General features: G+C 65.7%; 15 protein-coding genes, 1 other RNA gene and 6 pseudogenes. 7 read left to right on the forward strand and 15 right to left on the reverse strand.

Translation table 11 applies throughout. The features are described from left to right. Positions 1-39: 39 nt before the first annotated feature. The 4 genes and pseudogenes from modA to YS110_01665 all read left to right on the forward strand — a co-directional run bounded on the left by modA (position 40) and on the right by YS110_01665 (position 2797). Entirely contained in the window at positions 40-765 is a 726-nt protein-coding gene (gene modA / locus YS110_01650; GenBank protein UJB63554.1) for a molybdate ABC transporter substrate-binding protein, read from the forward strand. After that, entirely contained in the window at positions 765-1427 is a 663-nt protein-coding gene (locus YS110_01655) for an ABC transporter permease subunit (protein ID UJB63555.1), read from the forward strand. Before modA ends, YS110_01655 begins: the two co-directional genes overlap by 1 nt. Then, positions 1424-2275, forward strand: coding sequence for a ModD protein (modD, locus tag YS110_01660; protein UJB63556.1), 852 nt, complete (start codon positions 1424-1426; stop codon positions 2273-2275). The genes YS110_01655 and modD overlap by 4 nt, the downstream gene beginning before the upstream one ends. Positions 2276-2347: 72 nt before the next feature. Continuing rightward, positions 2348-2797: pseudogene (locus tag YS110_01665) on the forward strand (TOBE domain-containing protein). 20 nt (positions 2798-2817) lie between these two features. Here YS110_01665 and ffs read toward each other — a convergent pair. The 4 genes from ffs to YS110_01685 all read right to left on the reverse strand — a co-directional run bounded on the left by ffs (position 2818) and on the right by YS110_01685 (position 6282). Then, an RNA gene (gene ffs / locus YS110_01670) (signal recognition particle sRNA small type) lies at positions 2818-2914 on the reverse strand. 32 nt (positions 2915-2946) lie between these two features. After that, positions 2947-4128 (reverse strand): N-acetyltransferase, encoded by a 1182-nt coding sequence (locus YS110_01675; protein UJB63557.1) that lies wholly within the window; start codon positions 4126-4128, stop codon positions 2947-2949. A 5-nt stretch (positions 4129-4133) separates the two neighbouring features. Beyond that, positions 4134-5969 (reverse strand): SLC13 family permease, encoded by a 1836-nt coding sequence (locus YS110_01680; protein UJB63558.1) that lies wholly within the window; start codon positions 5967-5969, stop codon positions 4134-4136. Between the two features lie 139 nt (positions 5970-6108). Continuing rightward, entirely contained in the window at positions 6109-6282 is a 174-nt protein-coding gene (locus YS110_01685; GenBank protein ID UJB63559.1) for a hypothetical protein, read from the reverse strand. Positions 6283-6369: 87 nt separating this feature from the next. Between YS110_01685 and YS110_01690 the strand changes: the two are divergent. After that, positions 6370-6844, forward strand: a pseudogene (locus tag YS110_01690) (integrase arm-type DNA-binding domain-containing protein). A 94-nt stretch (positions 6845-6938) separates the two neighbouring features. Here YS110_01690 and YS110_01695 read toward each other — a convergent pair. Further along, positions 6939-7715, reverse strand: coding sequence for a class I SAM-dependent methyltransferase (locus YS110_01695; GenBank protein UJB63560.1), 777 nt, complete (start codon positions 7713-7715; stop codon positions 6939-6941). Beyond that, a complete protein-coding gene (locus tag YS110_01700) occupies positions 7708-13374 on the reverse strand; it encodes a glycosyltransferase (GenBank protein ID UJB63561.1) in 5667 nt (1888 codons plus the stop codon). The genes YS110_01695 and YS110_01700 overlap by 8 nt, the downstream gene beginning before the upstream one ends. A 315-nt stretch (positions 13375-13689) precedes the next feature. Between YS110_01700 and YS110_01705 the strand changes: the two are divergent. Next, positions 13690-13970, forward strand: a pseudogene (locus tag YS110_01705) (transposase). Between the two features lie 161 nt (positions 13971-14131). On the opposite strand, the pseudogene YS110_01710 reads toward YS110_01705, so the two are convergent. The 7 genes and pseudogenes from YS110_01710 to YS110_01740 all read right to left on the reverse strand — a co-directional run bounded on the left by YS110_01710 (position 14132) and on the right by YS110_01740 (position 22080). Beyond that, positions 14132-14937: pseudogene (locus YS110_01710) on the reverse strand (transposase). Positions 14938-14962: 25 nt separating this feature from the next. Further along, a complete protein-coding gene (locus tag YS110_01715) occupies positions 14963-16354 on the reverse strand; it encodes an IS701 family transposase (GenBank protein UJB63562.1) in 1392 nt (463 codons plus the stop codon). Between the two features lie 58 nt (positions 16355-16412). Continuing rightward, positions 16413-16664, reverse strand: a pseudogene (locus YS110_01720) (IS5/IS1182 family transposase). 613 nt (positions 16665-17277) lie between these two features. Further along, the gene (locus YS110_01725) at positions 17278-18039 is read right to left on the reverse strand and encodes a sulfotransferase domain-containing protein (protein UJB67318.1); all 762 of its coding nucleotides are present in this window, start codon (positions 18037-18039) and stop codon (positions 17278-17280) included. A gap of 252 nt (positions 18040-18291) precedes the next feature. Beyond that, positions 18292-19041, reverse strand: a complete 750-nt coding sequence (locus YS110_01730) for an ABC transporter ATP-binding protein (protein UJB63563.1) — start codon at positions 19039-19041, stop codon at positions 18292-18294. A gap of 14 nt (positions 19042-19055) precedes the next feature. Then, positions 19056-19859 carry an ABC transporter permease gene (locus YS110_01735; GenBank protein ID UJB63564.1) on the reverse strand — a complete coding sequence of 268 codons (804 nt, stop codon included), beginning with the start codon at positions 19857-19859 and terminating at the stop codon, positions 19056-19058. Between the two features lie 142 nt (positions 19860-20001). Beyond that, a pseudogene (locus YS110_01740) lies at positions 20002-22080 on the reverse strand (TonB-dependent siderophore receptor). A 162-nt stretch (positions 22081-22242) separates the two neighbouring features. Between YS110_01740 and YS110_01745 the strand changes: the two are divergent. Further along, positions 22243-22473: a hypothetical protein gene (locus YS110_01745; GenBank protein UJB63565.1), complete on the forward strand. Its 231-nt coding sequence runs from the start codon at positions 22243-22245 to the stop codon at positions 22471-22473. Positions 22474-22479: 6 nt separating this feature from the next. On the opposite strand, the gene YS110_01750 is transcribed toward YS110_01745, so the two are convergent. Then, the gene (locus YS110_01750; protein UJB63566.1) at positions 22480-23493 is read right to left on the reverse strand and encodes a DNA methyltransferase; all 1014 of its coding nucleotides are present in this window, start codon (positions 23491-23493) and stop codon (positions 22480-22482) included. Next, positions 23411-23659 (reverse strand): Com family DNA-binding transcriptional regulator, encoded by a 249-nt coding sequence (locus YS110_01755; GenBank protein ID UJB63567.1) that lies wholly within the window; start codon positions 23657-23659, stop codon positions 23411-23413. The genes YS110_01750 and YS110_01755 overlap by 83 nt, the downstream gene beginning before the upstream one ends. Between the last annotated feature and the right edge of the window lie 107 nt (positions 23660-23766).

Genomic DNA, 23766 nt, shown 5'->3' on the forward strand with positions numbered 1-23766 from the left:
CGGTCAATGCGCTTGTCTTTGCGGGTGAAAGGCCCCCTTATGCAACATTTTTTCCTGACTTGTGTGCTCTTCCTGTCCACTTTCTGGGCGGCGCACGCCTGGGCCGCCGACACCCTGCTGGTGGCCGCCGGCGCGGGCTACCGCAAGCCGGTGCTCGAGCTGCTGGAGGGCTTCTCGGCAGCCCATGGCATCCGCGCCGAGGCCAGCTTCGGCAACATGAAGCAGGTTGAGACCCAGGCGCGGCAGAACCCCGAGATCGCGCTGCTGATTGGCGACCAGGCCTTTCTCGAACCCATGGGGCTGGCCGAGCGTTTCGTGCCCCTGGGCACGGGTGCCCTGGTGCTGGTGACGGCGCCGGGCCAGCCGCTGGCGGCCTTGGCGGACTTGCGCGAGGCGCGCTTTCGGCGCATTGCGCTGCCCGACCGCACCAAGGCCGTCTACGGCAACGCCGCCGCCACCTGCCTGGCCCGCCTGGGCCTGGCGCAGCCGCTGGCCGGGCGCCTGCTGGAAGTGGCCACCGTGCCGCAGGTGAGCGCCTATGTGGCCACGGGCGAGGTGGATGCGGGCTTCGTCAACCGCACCGAGGCGCTGGCGCTGCAGGGCCGCGTGGGCGCGCGCATCGACGCGCCGCAGGACTGCTACGACCCGATCGCGCTGAGCGCCGGCGTGCTCAAGGGGCGGGCCGAGGGCGCGGCGGTGCGCGCCTTCCTCGGCTACTTGGCCTCGCCCGCGGCCCGGCGCGTGCTCGAACGCCACGGCATGTGATGGGCGGCGTGTGCCCCGCGGCGCCGTGGCCGCTCACCTTCGGCGTGGTCGGCTGGAGCCTGGCCCTGCAACTGCTGGTGGGCACGGCCCTGGCGTGGCTGCTGGCGCGCGGGCGCTTTGCCGGGCAGGGGCTGCTGGATGCGCTGGTCACGCTGCCGCTGGTGTTTCCGCCTATCGTGCTGGGCTACGGGTTGCTGTTGCTGCTGGGGCGCCAGGGCTGGCTGGCGCAGTGGCTGCCCCCGGCGCTGCAGCCTGCCGTGGTGTTCACCCCGGCCGGGCTGGTGATCGCGGCCTTCGTGGCGGGGCTGCCGCTCATGGTCAAGCCCGTGCAGGCGGCTTTCGCGGGCATCGCGCCGCGCGTGCGCGAGGCGGCGGCGCTGCTGGGGCACCGGCCCTGGAGCGTGTTCTGGCGCATCGACCTGCCGCTGGCGCGCCGGGGCATCGCCGCCGGGCTGGTGCTGGCGGGCGGGCGCGGGCTGGGCGAGGTGGGGCTGTCGCTGATGCTGGGCGGCAACATCGCCGGGCGCACCGAAACGCTGTCGCTGGCCATCTACAACCATGTGCTGGACGGGCATTGGGCCTGTGCCAACGCACTGTCGCTGCTGCTGGGCGCCGTGGCGCTGGCGGCCTTTGTGTTTCTACGCCGTTGGGGGACGCTGTGAATTCCGTATTTTTCGACCATGCCACGATCGACGCCTGGATTGCCGAGGACGCGCCGCTGCTGGACCTGACCACGCACCTGCTCGCCGTGGGCGGCCAGCCCGCGCGCATCGCCTTCACGCTGCGCGGTGCGGGCGTGGCGGCCTGCACCGAGGAGGCCGCGCGCGTCGTGCAGCACTGCGGCGGGCAGGTGGAGCGCCTGGTGCCCAGCGGCCAGCCCCTGGCGGCAGGGGCCGAGCTGCTGGCCGCCACGGGCGATGCGGCGGCCCTGCTGCGCGCCTGGAAGGTGGCGCAGAACCTGCTGGAGTACGCCTGCGGCGTGGCCACGGCCACCGCCGCCATGGTGCGGGCCGTGCGCGCCGTGGCGCCGCAGGTGGCCGTGCTCACCACGCGCAAGCATGCGCCGGGCCTGCGCCGCATCGCGCTCAAGGCCACGCTCAGCGGCGGTGCCTACCCGCACCGGCTGGGGGTGGGCGAGACGGTGCTGGTGTTCCCCCAGCACCGCGCGCTGGCCGGCGGCTGGGCGGGTGTGGCCGGGCGCCTGGCGGCGGTGGCCCCGGTGCTGGCCGAGAAGACCTGCGTGATCGAAGCGCATTCCCTCGAAGAAGCCCAGCAGGCCGTGGCCGCCGGGGCCGACGTGGTGCAGTTCGACAAGGCGGCGCCCGAGGCGCTGCGCCAGTGGTGCCCGCTGCTGCGCGCCCGGCACCCCCGGCTGGGGCTGCTGGCGGCGGGCGGCATCCACGCGGGCAACGTGGCCGACTACGCCGCCAGCGGGGTGGACGCGCTGGTCACCAGCAGCCTGCACCACGCACCGCCCGCCGACGTGGCGGTCAGTGTGCAGCCGCTGTGAGCAAAGCCCTTGGCCGCGCCAGGGAGAACCCTGTGCGGGCCGAGAATCAGGCACGCGCCGGGCGTTTTCCCGGTTCTTGAAAGGAATGTCAGCATGAAAACCAGCGCACGCAACCAATTCTCCGGCAAGGTCTCCCGCGTGGTGGCCGGGGCGGTCAACGACGAAATCGAACTGGAGGTGCCGGGGCTGGGCGCCATCGTGGCCATCGTCACGCATGGCAGCGCGGTGGGCCTGGGCCTGCAGGCCGGGGCCGAGGCGTTCGCGCTCATCAAGGCATCCTCCGTGATCGTGGTGACGCAGGGGCAGGGTGCGAAGTTCTCGGCGCGCAACCATCTGCAGGGCCAGGTGACGCGCGTGCAAAAGGGCGCAGTGAATACCGAGGTGGTGATCGGCCTGCCGGGCGGCGGCGCGGTGGCCGCCATCATTACCAACGAAAGCGCAGACAGCCTGGGCCTGGCCGTGGGCGCGCAGGCGGCGGCGCTGTTCAAGGCGTCCAGCGTGATCGTGGGCGTGCCTGCGTAGGCAGAGAAAAAGAGGGGGAAGTTGACGAGCCTTACCCCCGGCACTGTATCCACGGTTAGGGCTGCTTGGTTCCCCACCTGACCCGGTTGGCCGCTTCCCCATGCGAGGAGGCCCGTCAACCGGGGATTGTAGGCGAAAAGCGCGCGCCTTCAGCCCGGCGGCTTGAATGGGCTGCGCGCCTGCAGCGTTTCCAGGTAGTGCGCCATGCCTTCGTCCTCGCGCGACAGGAAGCGCTGCACCGCATCGGCAAAGGCTGGGTGGGCCAGCCAGTGCGCGCTTGCCGTCGGCACTGGCAGCAGGGCGCGCGCCATCTTGTGCTCGCCCTGCGCGCCGCCCTCGAAGCGCTGCACGCCATGGTCGATGCACCACTGCAGCGGCTGGTAGTAGCAGGCCTCGAAATGCAGGCAGTCCACGCGCTCCAGCGCGCCCCAGTAGCGGCCGTAGGCCACCAGGTTTTCATGGTCTTTTGGGCCTCCAGCGCTTGATGGGCAAGCGCTGACAGCTATCAAACTGCTAGCAATCGGGCGGCCGCCGCGCTCGGCGGTGAACAGCAGCCAGTGGCCCGGCATGTGCGCCGCCATGCGGGCGAAGAAGTCGCGCGTGAGGTAGGGCGGGTTGCCGTGTTCGAGATAGGTGCGCTCATAGCAGCGGTAGAAGAAGTCCCAGTCCGCCTGCGTGATGTCCGTGCCGCGCGCCCAGCGGAACGTGACGCCCGCCTCGCGCACCTTGCGGCGTTCCTGGCGGATCTTGCGGCGCTTGTCCTGCGTCAGGCTGGCGAGGAAGCCGTCGAAGTCGGCGTAGCCATCGTTCTGCCAGTGGAACTGCACCGCGTGGCGCTGCATCAGCCCCTGCGCGGCGCAGGCTTGCAGGTCGCCGTCGCTGGCGAACAGCACGTGCAGGGAGGAGATGTTCTCCGCTTCGCACCATTGGCGCATGGCCCGCACCAGCAGGGCGCGCGCGCCGGCGTCGCGCGCCAGAAGGCGGGCCCCTGGCACGGGCGTGAAGGGCACGGCCACCACCGCCTTGGGGTAGTAGGGCAGGCCGTGTTCCTCGTAGGCCCTGGCCCAGGCCCAGTCGAAGACGTATTCGCCATACGAGTGGCCCTTGAGGTACAGCGGGCAGGCGGCCACCAGTTCATCGCCCTGCCACAGCATGAAAAAGCGCGGCGCCCAGCCGGTGCGCGGCGTGGCGCTGCCGCTGTCGTGCAGCGCGGCCAGGTAGGCGTGGCGCATGAACGGCGTGGGGTGGGGCTGGGCGGCGAGCAGGGCGTCCCAGGCGGCGCAAGGGATGGAGGCGGGGGAATCCGCGATGCGCAGTTCGTGGGCGGGCATGGTCGTCAAAACGGAAACAGCCACGGCACCACCGCCACGCACACCGCCATGACCAGCAGCGCGAACGGCACGCCGATGCGCACGAAGTCCATGAAGCGGTACTGCCCCGGCCCGACGACCAGCGTGTTGACGGGCGAGGACACCGGCGTCATGAAGGCCGCCGAGGCGGCCAGCGCCGTGGTGAGGGCGAAGGGGTAGGGCGACGCGCCCATCTGCTGCGCCAGCCCCAGCGCGATGGGCGCCATCAGCACGGCCGTGGCGGTGTTCGAGATGAACAGGCCCACGGCCGCCGTCAGCGCGAACAGCAGGGCCAGCACGGCGCGCGGCGACGCGCTGCCCGTCAGGCCCAGTAGCGCCTGCACGGCGCTGTCGATGCCGCCGAGCTTTTGCAGCGCGGTGGCGAAGGGCAGCATGCCCACGATCAGGACCAGGCTCTGCCAGTGCAGGCTGCGGTAGGCACTGTTGCCGCCCACGCAGCCGAAGGCGGCCATGAGCAGGCAGCCCGTGAGCGCCGCGATGGCGTTGGGCACCGCGCCGCTCACCATCAGGCCCACGGTGACGGCCAGGGCCAGCAGCGCCAGCGGTGCGCGGCGGGCGGCGGGGGCCACTTCGTCCAGTTCGGCGGGCAGGGTCAGCACCAGGAAGTCGCTGGCCTGCGTGTGCAGCCGCCGGATGCCCTTCCAGGTGCCCGCGATCAGCAGCGTGTCGCCCATGCGCAGCCGGGTTTCCAGCAGGCGCTCGCCCAGCGAGCGCCCGTTGCGGCGCAGGCCCATCACGTTCAGGCTGCGCTGCGAGCGCATGCGCAACTGCACGATGGTGCTGCCGATGAGGCTGGAGCCGGGCGGCACCGTCACTTCGGCCAGCCCGATGCCGTGCGACAGGTCGGTGAGGTAGCTGGAGCGCATGCGCAGCTCCTTGAGCCGCATCCCGGCCAGGAAGGCTTCGGGCGCCTGCGCGCAGTGCGCGAAGTCCAGCAGCAGGATGTCGCCCGCGGCGATTTCATGCCGGGCCGAGGTGGTGAGCGTGTCCGGCCCGAAGCGGTGCGGGCGTTCCATGGCGATCACGTTCACGCCGTGGCGCGTGCGCAGCGCCAGCGCCCCCAGGGTCTGGCCCGCCAGGGGGGAGCCGCTTTCCACCTGCACGCGGCGTGCGCGCTCGCTCAGGCCGTAGGCTTCGGCCAGTTCGTGCATGCGGCGGCGGCGCTGCCCGGCCGTGGAGGCGGCCGGCGCCGGCCGGTCGGCCAGCCAGCGGCGCGCCAGCAGCATGTAGCCCACCCCCAGGGCCAGCACGAGCAGGCCCACGGGCGTGAAATCGAAGAAGCCGAAGCCCGCGAACCCGGCGCGCGCCAGCTCGCCGTTGACCACCAGGTTCGGCGGTGTGCCGACCAGCGTGAGCATGCCGCTCACCAGCCCGGCATAGGCCAGCGGCAGCATGAGCCGCCCTGGCGCGGTGCCCATGCGCCGCGCCATGCCCAGCACCACCGGAATGAACACCGCCACCACGGCCGTGGAACTCATCACCGACCCCAGCAGCGCCACCGACAGCATCAGCAGCACCAGCAGGCGGGTTTCGCTGCGGCCCGCGCGGCGCACCAGCCAGTCGCCGACGCGGTAGGCCACGCCCGTGCGTGCGAGCCCCTCGCCGATGACGAAGAACGCCGCCACCATGATGACGGCGGGGTCGCTGAAGCCGGCCAGGGCTTCCTGCAGGCTCAGCGTGCCGCTGGCGACCAGCAGCACCATGGCGGTGAGGGCCACGGCGTCCATGCGCGGCCGGTTGGCGATGAAGCAGGCCACGCAGGCGGCCAGCAGGGAGAAAACCCAGAGGGCTTGGGTGCTCATGTCCAAGGAGGAAACGGAGGGCCGGGAAGGCCGCGCGGCCGGAACGTGGCTGCGCGGGGAGGGCGCATCATAGGCGAGGGGTGGCGGTTTTTTCGTGGCTGGCTGCGGGCCTTATGGTGCGCAATGCAGTGCGCAACCCCTATTCCCTGGAAGCCATCAACTCCGGATGCTCCTGAAAAAAAAAGCTTCCAGCGCTTGCTGCATAAGCGCTGGAGCCTTTTTTTGTTTCACGATGACTCCAGCCCGGTACTTCGTTGGACTGCGCTGAAGACAGATACAGCAGGTTTATCAATAACTTACGCGCGTCCATCATATGCCGGTGCTTTCTGAAACCTGACCTGGTTTCCCCTCGCGCTGCTCCTATCTGGCTCCTGGAATCGGGTTGTTCCAAGGAGTCATCATGGCGAAAATCAAGCTCACCAAGTCCGCAGTCGATGCGGCGCAACCCGAGGACAAGGCCGTCGAATTGCGGGATACCGTGGTGCCCGGCTTCTTGTGCAAGATCACCCCGGCGGGCAGCAAGGTGTTCATGCTCCAGTACCGCACGAACGCTGGCGATCGTCGCAAGCCCGCCTTGGGGCTATTCGGCGAACTGACCGTGGAGCAGGCCCGCGTCATGGCACAGGACTGGCTCGCCGAGGTTCGCCGGGGCGGCGATCCCGGTGGTGCCAAGGCCGGGGGCCCGCAAGGCACCAACGGTCGCGGAGTTGTGCAAGAAGTTCATGGAGGACTACTCAAAGAAGCGCAACAAGCCCAGCACGCAGCGCGGCTATCAGGCGGTCATCGACCGCTGCATCGTTCCGTTAATCGGTCGCAAGAAGGTGCCGGACGTGAAGCGGCCCGACATTGCCGGGCTGATGGAAAAGGTTGCCTACCTAGTCATCTTCGCGTCGAAGCGCAGAGGAGTACCGCGATGCGCCACTCGTCGCGATCAGCCAGTGGGGCTGGCCGCCATGGCAGCCTGGGAGATCAGTCCGCCGGGGTAGAGCCCGACGGCGGCGCTAGTTCCGCTAGGGCACGGTAGGCAGCATCGATCTCCCGCGACAGCATGGCGAGCTGACGGCGCAGTTGCTGATTCTCCTGCTGGCAGGCGGCGAGTTCGGCCTGCAGTTTGGCGTATACCTGCATGTCGAAGGTATCGCCGCTGGGGTGCAGCAACGCGGCATGGTCGATGTCCCAAATGTTCTGGGCCTGGCGCTGCTGCCAGAGCCGTGCGTTCGCTCGAAAGCGATGCGGCGGCTTGCTGAAGATGGCGATGAAATCCGACCAGCCCGATTCAGCCGGTGGGGAGGTGAAGGACTCGACCAGCTCGATCATCAGGCCCTGCCGGTGCGCCCAATTTTCCAGCGCCTTGCTGGCGTCCGGATAGAAGCGCCAGCAGTCCACCGGATGGCGGTGGAAGCCATTGTTGCTGGGCGCGCAGAGGTAGAGCAGCCCGGCGGGTTTGAGTAGACGGACTGCGTTGCAGAAGGTGTCCCAGAAGGCCGGATCGTGCTCCAGGGTCGAGCTCGACAGCACCACGTCAAAGCTTCCGGCTGCGAAGGGCAGGCCGTGGTTCAGATCGGCCACCAGATCCACGCCTGGCCCGGGGAGCCGATCCAAGCCCACATAATGCACCTGGGGCGGGCAAAGGTCGCGCAGGGCGCCATTGACGTCTGCGCTGCCGATTTCAAGTGCCTGCGTCCAGTCGTCTCTGGCATAAGTCTGGAAGAACAGGCGGCCGGAGTGGTAAGCAGTCTCATGCATGATTGGTGTCGCACTCCCTTGGTTTGGCCGCGACGATCACCGCGAAATCCGACCCCAGCACGCCCTCGGCCATCAGGCGGTCCTCCTGGTTAAACAGTGCGTCCAGCCACTGCCGGTCCTCGGCCACTTCGGGGTCGAAGTTCTGGGCAATCCCATACAAGGCGTTGTGCAGGACGGCGCCACCGAGTTGCCGCATAGCAACAATCTGGAAATGCCGCCGCAACGTGGGCAGGATGTCCGCCGAGCGGATGGCCTCGGTCGGGTCCACCGCGATCACGTCGGCCACGGCGGGCCGGAAGGCTTCACCGCGGGCCTCGCCGTTGGGCATGCGTTTGTAATGTGCGGGCAGGCCCCGGAGAAAATCATTCGCCGCGTCGAGCTGACGATCGTTCCACTGGAAGCGGTTGGGACCAACGTACTCCTCCAGGCAGAAGACCCCCCCGGGCTTCAGGGCCGCCCTCACCTGGCTGAACAGCCGATCCAGATCGTCGATGTGGTGCACGCTGTGGCACGCCACGATCAGGTCGTAGGCTTTGGATGCCAGTTGGATCTGTTCGAGATTGCAGATCTGGTAACGCAACCGCTCCGACATGCCGGCCTGGCTGGCCCCTTGCCGAGCCGCTGCCACGGCATCCGCGGACAGGTCGAAGCCATCGATGCGCTCGGCCACAGCCAGTGCAACCAGTTCACGCTCCAGACCACCGAATCCCGAGCCCAGGCTGGCTGCCCGTGATACAGGGAAGCGTAGCCCCCGTTGTTGCAGCAAGGACTTCAGATACGGGTAAGTTCCGATTTGTGGATCGTCGGATATCTTGGTATTGAGACGCTGTGCCACCCAGGGGTGAGCCATCCAGAACATGCCGTGCTCCCGGCTGCGCTCTTCGGGGGGGCGGCTCCATTCCGCAGCCGTCCGATTCCATCTGCCCGATGGCGGCGCGGTTGCCACCGCGCTGGCGGACGGGCTGTCCCCAGAGTGTGGCGTCAGCAGCCCTGCCAGCAAGTCCTGCACCCGCTGCAGAAAGGCCGGGCGGCCACATTCATGGCGCACGCGCTGCACGGCAGCTTCACGGATCGCCGACCAGCGCTGGACGTCGTGGTAGAGGGCAGCGCAGGCCTGGGCAAACGCCTGCGGGCTGTCGGCCAGCATGATGCTTTCCCCATCGACCCAACCCAGTTGCCGGCCCAGCAGGGAGGTGGTTACCACCGGCACACCGCGTGCGGCGGCCTCGTAGACCTTGATCGGTATGCCTGCGGCAAAGCGTGTCGGCGCGATGAATAGCCTTGCGTTGGCGTAGTGCGGTGTCAGATCGTCGATCCGGCCATGAAAGCGCAGGCGCCCGTGGTGGGCGTATCGGTGGCGCAGTTCGTCGGCGCACAGGCCGACTAGGTCCACGCAGTAGTCGTTGCCGAGTTGGCGATTCAGCAGTGGCATGATGTATTCGATGAACCACTCCACAGCGTCCACATTGGGCGAGTCCATCTCCGCCAGCCGGCCGACGAAAAGCAGGTTGGTGCGTGACTCGAACGGGGCCGGGCTCAGGTCTACATCCACACAATGCCCGAGCACCCGCACGTCGGTGCGACCTGCGCTGCGGAACATGCCGGCCTCGGCCTCGTTGACTGCGACGATGGTGTCGGCCTTGCGCGTCAGCGACATCTCGTCCCTCAGGCTCATGGCCGGCGCTGGCGCACGTGGCCGGGCCTGGCTGAGCAGCAGATCCCGTGGCGCCACGACTGCTTCGGCATCGTAGACGACGCGCAGTCTACCAGCTGCCTCCGGCTGCAGTTCTAGCCATGCACTCACCGCCTGCATGTTGTGCGGCCGACTGACGATGAGGCAGTTGTAATGTGCGGCACGGGCGTGCAGGAACGGTGACAACTGGCTGAGGCCACCCGTAATGCGCTCCACTCCCTTCGCCAGCGCGTCTTGGACTATTGCGGGGACAGCGTTATCCATATTGGTGGCATAGTGGGTTACGAAAACCCTGCCCTTGCACAGGGCGGACAGTAGCTCGCGGGCCCGGGGCAGGCCACTACCCAGGCTGGCCAGGGGCCAGCAGTCGTCGATGAACAGCACCCGGGCCGAGTAACGGCCAGGGGCCAGCCGGGCGAGCAGTTCGTCTGTGGTCTGGCGCGCCCAGGCTCGCTGCAGCCGGACGGCGTGACGGTGCTTGAAGCGCTCCCGGTTGTTAACGATGTGCCGGTTGATACTGCCATCGGCGCCATAGCTGGCCGACTCCACGTGCACGATCTGGATGCGCGGGCTGTAGACCACACGCAGCCCAGCCTCCCAGATGCGGGCACACAGGTCCGCATCCTCGTAGTAGGCCGGCGCGAACAAGGGGTCGAAGCCGCCCAGTTGGTCGAACACCGCCCGCCTGACCATCAGGAAGGCGCCCGAGCAGTAATCCACGTCCCGTTGGAACTGGTAGGACGGGTCTAAGGGATCAGCGCCGCGCCCGTAGCCTGAGGTGCTGCCGTCCTGCCAGATGATCGAGCCGGCCTCCTGCAGGCTGCCGTCGAGCAGCAGGATCTTGCCGCCGACCGCGCCCACGTCCGCCTCCCGGTCGAGGATTCCGCACGCCTCGGCCAAGGCTTGGCTGCCCAGGGTGGTGTCGTTGTTGAGGAACAGCAGGTGACGGCCCCGCGCGGCCCGGGCTCCGACATTGGCGGCGCGCAGAAAGTGCAGATTCTCTTGCTGGCGCAACACGGTGCAGCCCTCGAGCCGACCCAGCAGGATGGTGGTTTCATCGGAGGAGGCGTTATCCACCACGATCAATTCGAGCGGCGTTGCCTGTTGCGCATGAATCGACATCAGGCACTGCAAGTTCAGTGCCGCATTGTTGAACATCACAACCACGATCGACACCACGGGAGCGGGCTGTGGCGGGAAGGTCAGCCGGTTGCCAGCATCAGCCAAGAACGCCCGCAGCTGGTGCCGGGCCTGCTCCACATGCCATGCCTTGTCGCCGGGCGCTGGCGTCCCGCTAGGCAGCGGAGTTGCCTCCTGCGCCGGCAGTATGGGTACTCCGGATACAGCGGGCACCGGTGTCATGGTGATGTCGCCGCTCAGTCCCAGGGGACGCCCGGCCTTACGCCCAACCATCTCGAAGTGGTAGAGGGGATTCACCCCCGCGCCGACCAGTTCAGGGTGGAGAGCCAGGTAGCGGCGGGTGGAAAACCAGGGGCCGGGATCACGGCCGGTTCTGGCACCGATGACCGTGTAGTGATATGCCGGGTGTGCCCCCAGTGCGGCGATATCCGGATTCTGGGCGAGATACCATTCCCGGTCGAAAAGGGTCGAGCGCGCCACCACCTTCGCCACGGGGTTGATCCCGATTAGCAAATGGTGCAGTAGCGGACGTGCGAACTGAAGGCCGGACGGCAAGCTGACCGGCAGCTGGCTGCGGCACCAAGCAAGCAGTCGGGGAATTGCCGGATGGCGTTCTTCATGCTGCGGCTGGTTTTCGAAATCCACTTCTTCCGCGTGCCGGCGCAACAGGTCCGTCACTATCTGGTCGTAAATCCGGATCTGCTGTTGACACCGTTGTTGCTGTGCCGTCGAATCCGACTGTAGGTCATACAGGCTTTGCATCAGCCCATCACGTTCTTGGGTGATTTCCCGGGCCACGCCTTCCCAGCGTAGGCCCTGCTCTTCGGCGGCAGCCACGCGCAAGCTGCTGCTCTGGTGAGTCTCGGCAACTTCCCGCTGCAGCGCTTCTACCTGCTGCTGCAGTCTCTGTACCTGTACGTGAGCGGCCTCCCGCTCTTCCAGGATGAGCGCCTGCGTTGCAACCGACCTCTGCAACGCCACGACCTGCTGCTGCAGTCTCTGCACCTGTACGTGAGCGGCATCCCGCTCTTCCAGGATGAGCACCTGCGTTGCAACCGACCTCTGCAACGCCATGACCTGCTGCTGCAGTCTCTGTACCTGTGTCTGCGCTGCATCCTGCTCTCCGAGAATGGCTGCCTGGGCTTTGGCAGGCATTCGCGCTGCGGCCAGTGCGGCGCTTCGGTGCTCGTGCTCACGGGCCTGCAATTCCCAGGTGAAGCCCAGGCGGGCGAATCTTTCACGCACCGCCAAAATTTGGCGTTGATCATCGGGCTGACACAAGCGGCCAATTGCTTCCGGTACCTCGGCCCCGCAGGCCAGCACCCCCAGTCCGTTGCCATGCAGGAACTCGAACGACGGGTATTGCTGCGATAGCTCCCGGAACAGCCGGTGGACCCCAAAGTCGTCGCGGTACACGTTGGTGTCGTGGAGCAGTACCACGCCGCGCCTGGATAGCTTGGGCAACCAAGTACCGAAGTCGTGCGCCACGGCCTCATAGGTGTGCAGTCCGTCGATGTGCAGCAGGTCGATCGAGCCATCGGCAAATTCTTCGGCCGCGGCGCTGAAATCCCTGCGGATCAGTTCCGAAAAGGCGCCATATCGCAGCTCGTTGAAGCGCTTCAGGTCTTCGTAAACTGAATCGTCATAGCAGCCGCTGTGCTGGTCGCCGCGCCAGTGATCGATTGCGTAACAACGGGTCAGCAATCCCTGGCGCAGCACGCTTTCGCAGAAGGCGGCATAAGACACCCCGTGGTGTGTCCCCAGTTCCACCAGCATGGCCGGTTGGCAGGCCTCCACCAGCCAGCATGCGAAGGGCACATGGCCCCACCAGCCGCTCGGTAACCCCAGGCGCTGGGGTACGCCCAGAAGACCGTCCCACGTTGCCGTCAGCAGCCCCTGCAACGGATCAGTGCTGCCCGGGTCTGGCTGCAGCGGGCGCTGCGCTGGCGGGATCAGCGGCAAGGGCCGCTGGGTGATAGCCTGCCGGGGGGCGGGGCATTCCTCGCCGGGTCGCGTTGCCTTGCGCGGCGGCGGCATCGGCACGTTCCGGGTAGCGACAACGGTGAACAACGGAATCATCTGCCCGTCGATATCCCGTTTCTGGTGGTGCGTGGTGACCCGGGCATTACCAAAGCCCAGCACTCCCAGCGCCTGCACCACGAAGTCCGGCGACAGGGCCCACCAGGTGTCGATCTGTTTGTGCCGTACGTCGGGCAGCAGACGGCATACCGGCTGGCCGTCCATTGCGCTGTCATGAAGATCGGTGACGATCACGGTCTCGCGCACCTGCGCCAAGCAGCCTTCGAGGATCGAGAACGGGCTACGGCAATGCAGCAGCATCGATGCGAACACCCCTACATCGAACTCGCCCACTTCCGCGGGCAGGGTTTCCGGGTCGGTTTCCACCACCCGGATGCTTGAACCGTATTGGCGGTGCAGGTACCAGAAAGAATTGCGGACTCGCTGTATCGACACGAGAAAGGCCTGGCGCCAAGCGTCGAAATCGATGCCGGGCATCGGCACACAATCCCACAGGCGCTCCAGCGAAGGCTCGATTGCCGTGACCAAAGCACCACTGCGCTCCATGTGATAGCTCAGGAAGCCGCTGGCCGGACCGATTTCGAGCACCGATTTGCCTGCGAACTCGACGCCACCTAGATAGGCTTGTACGTTGTCGCGCAAATCCCATTGGCCGCGAACCATCTCGCCTGAGGGTAGCGTGGTGGTGTGATAAAAGTCGCAATCGTAGAAGGCAGGGGTTCGCGGTTCGACATCGCGGAAGTGGGGGGGGCAATGAAGATGGGGAGGGAGATGCAGATCGGTCATTGGGAATCAAATGGAAGGTCGCCAGCATCCGGGCAACCGGTGAAGCCGGACGGAGCGCAGGGGTAACTCACGACACGACGATTGATCTGGGGGATGCGTCCTGATACGCCCATCCGTTCGCACTGATGGCGCACTGATAATGCAGGTAGCCCTTTACAAGCGAATCTGACAGGCACTTTGCCCTTCATCACTGCAATGGACAGCGGATGAAATAGAAATTTCAAATAAATGCCTGATTAGCAACTAACCTCAGCCAGGAATGAGCCGCGGGGCTATCCTGTAATTGCGTATAGCCTTTCTCTGCGGAGGTGTGTCATGCCAATGAACCGCATCCAGTTCCAGCCCCGCTTGTTGATGAACGAATTTCTCAACGACTACGGAACCGAAGCGCAATGTGTCGCGGCGCTGGAGAAGGCGCGTTGGCCCAGAGGCTTTCATTATCCACGCTGTGGGGCCAGCGCCTATAGTCGAGTGCGTGGGCGTACGTGTCGCACCCCTTGTTCCAGTGCCGGGTTTGCTGGCACCAGACTTCACTGATCGCCGGCACTGTGATGCAGGGGGCCAAGTTGGCGCTCAAGACTTGGTTTGTCGTGGTCAAGTCTTTTCGGACACGCCGATAGGCGGAATCTTGCGGTCAAGGCTGTTCAGTGGCTGCCTGCGGCCTCGAAGCGAGATGGCGACAAGTAGCCCAGGGTCGAATGGAGCCTGACGGTGTTGTAGAAGCCCACGATGTAGTCGGTAGTCGGCCCTGCGAAATTCACCCGACTGAGCCCCCCAGCCGACCACTGCCGGGTTGTCCCGTCCCCATCGCGGTCGCGAGCGCTGTGGCGAGCGTTGCAAGCAGCACAAACACAGGCGTAAAAAGGCCCTTGAGCCCCAGACGCACGATGGCGCGCAGCAGCCAACGGATGTTGTAGCCCGCTGCACACAGCACCGCGTGCAGCGCATCGCCCGTGGCGCCTTGCAACCAGCATCGGTCCATGGCGTTGTCGTGCTTGAGGTGGCCGATGGCCGGCTCCACTGCCTGCCTGCGTTTGAGCCATCTGCGTTGCTGGTTCGTCAGGCTTTTGGACTTGCCCCGGTGGATGATCTCAACGCCCGGGTTGGCCGCATCCACGCCCCGAAAGCCCAGGTCCACGACGATCTGCTTGGGCTTGCCCCCGTGTCCTCGGTCAGGATCGTCGCCTGCTCCAGTTGCTCGGCCAGCGTGTGGCCGTCGTACGGGTTGCCCGTGAAGCTGCGCGCACCGACCATCAGACCTTGCTTGTGCGTGACCGCCACGCTGACCTTCACGCCGAACTCGTAGGGCTTGCGGGCCTTGCCCTTGCCCTTGCCGATGCACTCCACCTCGGGCGCGTGCAGGGCGTACAGCTTGTTCTTGTCCCTGGGGCGCTGGCTGCGGATGCGTTCGGCGCGTTGCATCAGCGTTTGCAGGTTGGTCAGCGTGGCATCGCAGGGGTAGAAGCGCATGCCGCTGAAGTGCTGCCACACGACGTTCTCGGCCCAGCGCTCCACCAGTTCCTCGTCGCTAAGCTTGTAGGCGTGCTTGAGGTACAGCAGGCTAGTCTTACTGTGTCAAAAACGTAGCCTAGCGTTGATGCGCATGCAACATGGACACCTGGGCAGCGTCCTGAGCAATGCTGCGGCGATACGCAGCCGCAACGTCGTGATGGATGATGGGACGTGGCGCTGCGTGCGCTGGGCTTCCGCGAGGCTTGTAATGCGTGGGTAGGGCAGATTCTTCGCCTCGTGCGGCGTTTTTTTTGCTCACCCCTTCCTGATGGCGCAACTGCTGCGCCATCAGAAAGCCGTAGGCCGCAATGCTCAGGCTGGCGTGGTGGTGGAACCCGCGCCAGCCCCGGCCTTCGTAGTGTCCCAGTCCCAGATCCTGCTTGAGGTCCTGGTAGTCGCGCTCGATGCGCCAGCGCATCTTGGCCTCAAGCACCATGCGTTGCAGTTCTGTGTCTTCGGGCAGCGTGTTCAGCCAATACTTCATTGGCTCTTTGTGGCCTTCGGGCCATTCGATGAGCAGCCACTCTTGTGGCCGTTGCTGCGTGCGTAGCTGCTCTCGGTGGGCTGCCTTGACACGCACACGCGCAAAGCGCGAGCGCAGCGTGAAGTTCGTGCCCTCTCGCCATTCAATGCTGTGCCACTGGGCAGGTTCCAGGCCGAACGCCACGTCCCTGGCCGACAGGGGCCGCTCGTGCATGGCATCACCCAGCCGCTGGCGTTTGGGAACTGGGCCGCGACCGCTGTAGGGCGCTGGCGACAGCGGTGCATGCCCTGGTGGCCATACCGTCACGGGGCCCGTCACACCCACCACGTAGGGCAGACCCATCTCGCTCAGCCCCTCTCGAAACGCGGTATCCACGCCGTAGCCTGCATCGGCCAGCACGCAGTGCCTGGGTGCGCCTTGCGCCACCAGGTGCTTGATCTGGGCCAGCGCGATCTGCCCCTTGGTGGCGAATTGCAACTCTTGAGGGATGCCAGCCTTGTGGCGCCGCACCGGATCGTCCGCCCATTCCTTGGGCAAGTACAGCTGCCAGGCCACCGGCAGACTTCCCGCCTGACAGGCCAGGCTCACGCTGACCGCCACTTGGCAGTTGTCCTGCTTGCCCAGCATGCCGCAGTACTGCCGGGCCACGCCCACCGAATGGTGGCCTTGCTTGGGAAAGCCCGTGTCGTCCACGATCCACCAACCGCCCTCCTGGAAGTCCATCGCGGGCACCACCCACTGGGCTACGCGCAGCAGCATCTCTTCATCTGACCACGCAGAGTCGGCGACAAAATGATGTAGTGACTGGTGGCGCGAGCGTGTGGCCTGCGGCGCCAGGTGTGCGGCCATGGGCTCCACGCTCTTGCGCGAAAGCGGTGCCATCAGCCCGGTGCAGTACCCGCGCAGCCCGGCCTGCCGGTCTGCATGACCAAGCCCGCCACCCAGGTGCGCGAGGTAGCGCTCAAACTCTTGAAGTTCTTCCATCAAGGCTCACCTCCTGCGCGAAGATTCTCGCACAAGGCCTCGATTTTATTAACACAGTAAGACTAGCCATCAGGCGCATGGGAAAACGGCGCCGACCGGCGGCGGCTATGCCTGCACCAGTGAGCTGCACCGAGGGGCCGAACAGATCGCTCTGCGCCACCGCGCGGCCTTCGCGCACTTGGCGAGCGAAGTGTGGCGCCAGTGCCGCCTCGATCTGTGCCCACGGCAGCCTGCCTGCCAGCACCGCCAGCGGGTGGCGCGGATCGATCATCTCGGCCAACGGCTGGCGAAAGAAGTCGGCCTCTGGCATCTGCAAATCTCCCAGGAATCAGAATCTGTTGTGAAGATTCTGGGGGGATCACGCCCCCAGCGGAACTGGCGCAAACCCAGTGTTCATGCGGGTTGCAGAGGTTTTGCAGGGCCGACTTCCATAGCTGCGCCCGCTGGCCTCGAAGGCGGCAGTGGCCTGCACGCCGTGCGCGCATACGCGAACCTGCTGGCTCCTGCGGAGCGCCGCGTACAAGCCAGATCGGCTGACCTCGAACACTGGATATTTGCAAGAAAACAGGGACTGGCAAAACCATACCTTGCAAATCCTGCGCCCTTCAACCAGCAAAACTACGAGTCAGATCAACGGCTTGCAGGTTGTTCAGGGCGGACTGGTTACCGCCAGCAACACCTCCACGCCTTCTTCGCCGATGCGCTTTCACTGCTGCCACACCGACCCGGCCCCCATTCCATCGCCGGGCGAGTCACGACCAGCGGTGGCGATCGCCCGGCCCGATTGCTGCAGACGCGAAGCGCTTTTGCATGGGGGACGCCTGTCGGTCGGGGGCTGTATAGGGAGCAGGATAGGGGGGCGGGAAGCCCGCGGGCACTGACGCGGGCACACCGGTGCGAAGGGAGCGAACCGGAAGGAAAGGTCAGCGCGACCAGTCCAGCGAATGCCCCACCAGACGATCCACGCGTGCCGTCAGGTCGCTGAAGTGCGCCTCCATGATGGTGTCGCATTCGGCGCCGAACGGGGGATAAGGCGGCGCCACGTTGGCAACCGGCACCTGGTTGCCAAACCCCGCGACGTCCACCTCCAGAAAATCCGCGATCGACTGCACCGTGCGCTGCGGCTGATGCTCGAACGCCGCCAAACTCATGACCAGAAAGCGGTCGCGCGCAAAGAGGCTGAAGTAGCGGGCCAGTTGCTCATCGTAGAAGGAGGAGCGCATATACATGAAATTCCAGAAGTAATGCCGGCATTCCGAGAAAAAGCGGCGGGAGTGGAATCTCTCCCCCTCCATGCACAGCGCATCCAGAAAGGTCGGTGCCAGTTCCATCGGACGGCCGTCTTCATGCAGGCTACGGCGCAAGTGTTCATACAAGGAATACGCCCGTGCCTTGGGCTGCCTGAGGATGATCAGGAATCTGGCCTCCGGGAAAAGATCCCGAAGGATGGGCGCCGTCTCCGGATTCGAGAAATAGACGTGTGAGGCATCGACACGATACCTGGCGTCGGAATCGAAGAGACGGAAGTAGTCCACCGGGTTACGTACCACCTGGAAGTGGCTGCAGAAGAAACTGGGTTCCTTCGGATCGCAGACGTGGATGTCGGGGTGCCGTGCCAGCAGGTGATAAAGGGAGGTGGTGCCGCATTTTCCCGCACCGAGCACGAACAGGTTGGGATGCATCAGTGAATCCCGCGATAACGAGGGTCATGGAAGGCGGGGGGGCGCGATTCGATATTGTGGAAGCGGAGATAGGGGAGGAAATTAGTCATGGGGGATCAAATGGACGGGGATTGCCAAAATTTGGAAAACCCGGGGTGCGACAGCTAACCGCCACCAAAGAAACAAATCCGGTTGGTGAAGCGCAAGGCTTGTCGAGATCATCGATGGTTGAGGGCCGACGTAATAAGCCAGTAAGCCAGACCTCAGCCCTGGTACTCACGCTTGCAAATGCTGGCGCAGGCATTCTTCGACATCCCCCGCCAGCACTACCCGCCCCTCTTCCATCAGCACCGCCCGATTGCAAAACTTGCGCAGAATGGCTTCGTTATGGGAGGCCAGCACCAGGATCTGCGCCCTGGCCATGATGGCTTGGAGGCGGTCGTGGGCCTTGTGCAGGAAACGGGCATCCCCCACGCCGATCATCTCGTCCATCAGCAGGATGTCCTGCGTCACCGAGGTGGACACCGCGAAGGCCAGCCGCAGCAGCATGCCCGACGAGTAGGCGCGCACCGGCAGCTTGAGATACTCCCCCAGTTCGGTGAATGCTTCCACGTCGGGAATTAGCTGACGCGCCTGCCTTTTGTCCAGCCCCATCACGATGCCGCGCGACACGATGAACTCGTAGCCGTCGGCGTCCGGATCCATGCCCAGCATTAGATCCGTCAGCGCCGACACCCGCCCTTCGCAGTGAAAATCACCACCGGTCGGCTCATAGACCCCCGACAGCACCCGCAGCAGGGTAGTCTTGCCGGCGCCGTTGCGGCCGATCAGTGCCAAGCGGTCACCCGGGCGCAGTTCCAAGTCAATGTCGCGCAGGGCGTGCACCTCGGCGCGGTGGCCGCCCAGAGCGTCGATGCGCCCCTGTCCTCGGCCACGGAAGCCCACCAGGGAATTGATCAGCCCCAGGGATTGACCGGTGCTCACCGGAAAATCCACGCACACCTTGTTCAGCAACATTCCAGCCATGGCTACCCGGCCCCTTATAACCAGTACACGATGCGCCGCCGCGCACCCAGGTAGATCAGCACGAAAACCACCCCCAGCCCCACCGTCACGCAGCAGGCCATGTAGAGCGTTGCAGTCTCCGGCACCTCACCGAGCAGGGGCCGGCGCAACAGGTCGAGGAAAGCCGCGAACGGATTCCAGGTCACCACCAAGCGGGCGCGCTCGGTTAGCTGGTCGGGTTGCCACATCACCGGCGTCACGAAGAAGCTGATCTGCATCAGGCTGGACACCATCATCGGCACGTCGCGGAAACGCGCGGAGATGGCACCCAGGATCGCCACTAGGAAGGCCCCAGCCAGCACTGTGAGCAGTAGCCCTGCCAGCAGCCATTCCAGCTGAGCCTCGCCCATGGCACCGCCCCACCACAGCACGCCCAACACCACCGGCAGGTTGTGCGCGAGCATGATCAGGTTGCGCCACATCACCCGCCAGACGAAGGCGGTTTTGGGGTAAGGCGTCTGCTTGAGGAAGGACTCAGCGCCGATGTAGGTCTGGCAGCCCTCCTGCGCCAGCGACGAGAAAAAGCTAAATACCACGTGCCCGACGCAGAAATAAGGCAGATAGGTGTCCAGCGACATTTTGAACAATTGCGCACCGATCAGCGCGAACACCACAATGAAGATCGCGGTATTAAGCGAAAGCCACACCGGCCCCAGAAAAGAACGCCGATACTGCTTGAGCACATCGCCCCAGCCCAGATGCATCCAGAAGCGCCACAGAACTAGCGAGCCGGTGACATCCTTCAATAGGCGCTCCCACTGGGGGCTGGGTTTCTTCATGGCTGAAAAAATCACGAGTTTCCGGTCAGATCGGGCAACCTGCCCCAGGGGGCCGCAATTGTAATGGGTTCGAGCGAATTTTTTTGTTTGTAATTGCCACAGACACCTCGGGCCTTCACGAACCGCCCGGGCGGCGGGACGGTCACCAGCTGTAGCGTGCCGTCAAGGTGAAGTTGCGTTCATCCCCGTAGTAGCAGACGCTGGGGCAGGCTGCGACGTAGGTCTTGTTTCCCAGGTTCTTGAGGTTCAGGGCGAATTGCCACTTGTCCCACTGGTAGCGCAAGGCGGCGTCATAGAGAGTGAAAGACGGTATGGCCATGCGGTTGACCTCCTGCTCGCCCACGTGCCGCACGCCCAAGCCCAGGCTGAGGCCGGGTGCGGCCAGCAGTTTGTAGTCCAGCCAGAGCGATGCCATGTTGCGCGGCACCGAAGTGGGCCGGGCGCCGATATTGCTCTCGCTGCCGGCGGTGATCTTGGCATCGGTCACCGACAGCGCGGCGACGAGGCTCAGTTGCCGGGTGACGTCGGCGCGGCCTTCAATCTCCATGCCGCGCGACCGGACCTCGCCTGTCTGCGTCAGATACCCCACATGCTCGGGATCGCTGGTCAGCACGTTGCGCTCCTTGATTTCGTACGCCGCGACCGTTACCGACGCATTCATGCCTTGCGGCTCGTATTTCACGCCGATTTCATGCTGCGTTCCGGTCGTGGGTTTCAGGCGCTGGAGGTGAAAGTCCGTGCCAGCGGTTGGCTGGAACGAGCGGCTGTAGCTGTAGTAGGGCGAGATGCCGTTGCCAGCCAGGTACATCAGGGCCAGGCGTGGCGTGAAGGCATGGGCCTTGTCGGCTGGTGTGCCCGCGCCTTGGTCATAGAGGGTGGCGTCGTAGCGGCCACCGAGCACGGCGATCCAGCGTTCGCCGAACTTGATCTGGTCCTGCACATAAAACCCCAGCTGCCTGGAGTGATCCTCGCCGCTTCTGGTGGCGCCGGAGACGGGGGCGCCGTAGGCTGGCGAGAACAGGTCCAGCGGCGCTACCATGCCGAAGCGCTGGGTGCGCGTGAAGTCGCTCTGCCGCCAGTCGAGCCCGGCCAGCAGGTTGTGCTCGAAGCGGCCATGCCGGATCTGGCCATGCAATTGGTTGTCGAGGCTGACGCCCTTGTCGCTGTCGACGCGCGCGACAGCGTAGCGCTGTGCCAGCCGGGGCGTTTCCGCGATGACGCGAGGGTATACGGCAACGTAATCGGAGTGGACGTCGTAGTCGTATGCCAGCAGGTTCTGGCGGAACTTCCAGGCGTCGTTGAAGCTGTGCTCCAGTTGGTAGCCCCAGCGTTTGCCCCGGCTGTCGTGCCGGTTGTTGCCGGGCTCTCCGACGAACAGATGCCGGGAAACCTGCCCTGCGGCATGGGGCAGCAGCGTGCCATCGAGGGGCTTGCCTGGATCGAAGGCGGCATGGGCCGAGTCGTAGGCACCCAGCAGTGTCAGCAGGGTGGAGTCGGTCAATTGCCAGTCCAGCGCGCCGGACAGCGACGTCCTGTCGTTGGGGTTCTCGCGGATCATGCTGTCGCTGTCGCGCTGCAGGCCCGTCAGGCGATAGCGGATGCGGCCATCCTGCGTCGCGGGGCCGCCGAGGTCCACGGCGATCTGCCTGCGATTCCAGCTGCCGGCCTGGACTTCGATCTCCCGCACCGGCGCGGCCGTCGGGCGCTTGCTCACCAGGTTGATGACGCCGCCGGGCGTGGCCTGGCCGTACATGATGGAGGCGGGGCCCTTGAGAAGTTCGATGCGCTCGAAGCTGTAGGGCTCCATCGAGGCGCTGAGCGAGTTCGCGGGGAATTTGCTCCCATTGAGGTAAAGCGCTTCGGTGCCCAGCGTACTGAAGCCGCGCACGACGAAGCGTGTGCCCGCGCTGCGCGTTCCGCCGCCCTCGAACTGGGACACGCCGGCCGTGTATTCCAATGCCTGGTCCAGGGAGTCTGCCGCTTGCGCCTGGATCTGCTCGCGCGGGACCACGCTGACCGATTGCGGTGTTTCGGACAGCGGCATGTCGGTCTTGGTCGCGGTCGCGCTGCGTCTGGCAACGAAGCCGCCAACCGGGCCGCTTGCGGTCTCGTGGCCGGCGGTTACCCGGACTTCGGTCAGCACGGCGCCGTCACCGGCAGCCGGCGCTGCCCGGCGCAGCAGGTATCCGCCCTGGGGTTGCACCACCGCTTCCAGGCCGCTGCTGAAGCGCGGCGCGATAAATCCAGCCGCATCAGCGCGATAAATCAAAGCCACGGGACTTTCTGAGCAGGAAACAAATTTGCAATAACGGCGCGCCGTCAGCACCGTCAGCAAAACTCCCGACTCGCACTTTGCGGGGCCTCAACCTAGAGTCTGACCGCAATGACCGCTCCCCAATCCAAAGCATCCCTCGTGCGCGAACACATGGCCGCTGGCCGCTGGGCCGAGGCCGTCCGGCTAGCCGCATCGTTCCCTCGCCTGGACAAGCACCGCACGGCCATCCTTGACGCCCGCACGGCCTACACGAACCCGCGCTGGCTCGCCCAGCTCGGCATTGACCCCGAGACCGCCAAGGAAGCCGGGCACGCCGCCCTGCGCGAGCGCTTCGCCTGAGCGGTATCAGCGCACCGCCCCGCAGGCGGCCGTGGCGCGCCGAGCGTCGCCCTTGACGAACACCAGCACCTGCTGGTGCGTCCGGCCCAGCTTGCGAGACACCTCAAACGCCTTGCCCGCCCGGATCGGCAGCGAACCGGCCGACGTGACTAGGATGGCTTCGTTGTAGAGCTGAGCACCAGCATCCCGGAAGGCTGCGATGGTGTCGCCCACGAAGCCGCGCTGCAGGCCCTTGGTGTCCCGGAAGTCGCCGACCACGAAACAGGCGAAGCGGTCGGGCCGCAGCAGGGCCACGGACTCCTTGATGATCTGGCGGTAGGTCTGCAGGAAGCGGGGATAGCGCATGGTTGAAAGATCGGCCTCGTCGTCGCTATAGCGTTCCAGGTTGCCGTAGGGCGGACAGGAAAACAGCAAGTCGGCCTGCACCTCGGGCAGCGCCTGGCGCACCGTCAGCGCGTCGCCCTGCACCCAGCGCGGCGGGGGCATGCCAGGCTGGCCCAGTGCGGCCCACTGCGCGCGGTTGGCCTGCACCTGCTCGGCGCGCAAGTCAACGCCTGCATAGGCCCGGCCCGTGGCCGCTGCGACGATACCGCGCACGCTGCCGCCTGCGAAGGGGTCGAGCACCAGATGGCCCGGCGCAGAAAACCAGCGGTACACCAGCTCGCACAGCACCGGGTCGAACACGCTGGTGCCCTGGTGCCGGATCTTGTCCGGGTGGGCCTGGGCGAACTCGGCCCAGCTCGCCTTGCGGCCGAGGGCCACCTCGTAGGCGTTCTTGGCCGCGTAGGTTGCGGGTGGCTGCGCCGAGGTGGGGTACAGCAGGCGGTCGCTGCGGCCCAGCTCGGACTGGATGCCGGTGGCGAGCCATGCGGCTTTGCGGTCGCGCCACCAGCCCGTGCGCGCATCCAGCAGCGAGAACGGCACCGCCAGGAAGCGGTCAGCCAGCGATGGATTGCGCCCGCCGCTGGGGATCGTGTCCGGGCCGGGCGGGGTGAATATGGGAAAAGTTGCTTTCGTCATTCGAGCGTTTCAAAGGTTGGACGCTCGGCTGGCGTTCTGACAAAGAGGCGCTCGCGGCGCTCGGGAACTGATTCAGCGTCCCACAGCGGGGGCACTTGATAGCGAGGCGAGCGAAGATGCCTTCGCCCAGTTTGCGGCCACATGCGCCGCACCTTATTTCTTCCATTGCAAGCCTATTTCCTGTTGCGAAAATGGTAGGCTCGACGCGCTCTCGCGAGAGTGGCGGGTCTTGCCTGACTTGCAGGGCAATTCTGCAGGTTGGGGGCCCGGCTT

The organism is Acidovorax sp. YS12 (genome assembly GCA_021496925.1).
Taxonomy (GTDB): domain Bacteria; phylum Pseudomonadota; class Gammaproteobacteria; order Burkholderiales; family Burkholderiaceae_C; genus Paenacidovorax.